Here is an 805-nt window from a genome sequence, read left to right as displayed (position 1 = left end):
GAGAGGGCGGGGGCGCCGGAGTGCGGCGGCCGCCCGTCCCGCCCGGCTGGGCACCGGTGTTCACGTGGTTCACGGCAGCCCGGCGTGCCTGCGGCGCGCAGCGGTTCCGCGCCCGGTGGCCGCCGGCCGCCCCGCCCGCACCGGCCGCCCCGCGCCGTCGTCAGCGCCCGGCTGGCGGGGTCGGCCGCGTCGTGAAGTGGCGGGCGGTCGGGACCAGCGCCGCCGCCGCGGCCGGCACGAGGAAGCAGGCGGCGGCGCACGCGGCCAGCACGGCCGTGACCCCGAACCGCTCGATGGCCGGGGCGATCAGCGCGAGCCCGACCGGCGCCAAGCCGTACGAGACGAGGAAGTCCAGCGACGAGACCCGGGCCAGCTTGTCCGGGGCGACCTCGCGCTGGGTGGCGGTGAACCAGGGCACGTTGAACAGTTCGATGCCGATCCCGGCGACGGCGTACGCGGCGACGACCACGACCGGGTGCACGGGCAGCATCAGGCTCAGCGGGGCGAGCCCGTACGCGGCCAGCCCGGCGAAGGCCGCCCAGCCCTGGGAGCGGAACCGCCATCGGGCCATGACGAGGCCCCCGCCGAGCGCACCCAGGGTGTACGCGGTCATGGCCGCGGCCAGGACCCACTCGGTGCCGTACCGGTCCCGGCTGATCAGCGGCAGCGCGACGCTGGTGGCGGAGTAGCCGAGCGCGATGACGGCGACCAGGGCGGCGAGTCCGGCGAGGAACCAGGGGTGGCGGCGGGCTTCGCGTATGCCGTCCACGAATTCGGCGCGGAAGCCGGGGCGGTGGGGTGAGGG

At 77.3% G+C, this 805-nt stretch carries 1 protein-coding gene; it reads right to left on the bottom strand.

The window, feature by feature from the left end; all coding sequences use genetic code 11:
• Positions 1-160 precede the first annotated feature (160 nt).
• The coding region (locus HYE82_RS36900) for an MFS transporter (RefSeq protein WP_179178582.1) at positions 161-805 on the bottom strand (645 nt) is incomplete at its 5' end.

The organism is Streptomyces sp. BR123, from assembly GCF_013401435.1.
Classification (GTDB): Bacteria; Actinomycetota; Actinomycetes; order Streptomycetales; family Streptomycetaceae; genus Streptomyces.
This window is presented reverse-complemented; position numbering and strand designations above follow the sequence as displayed.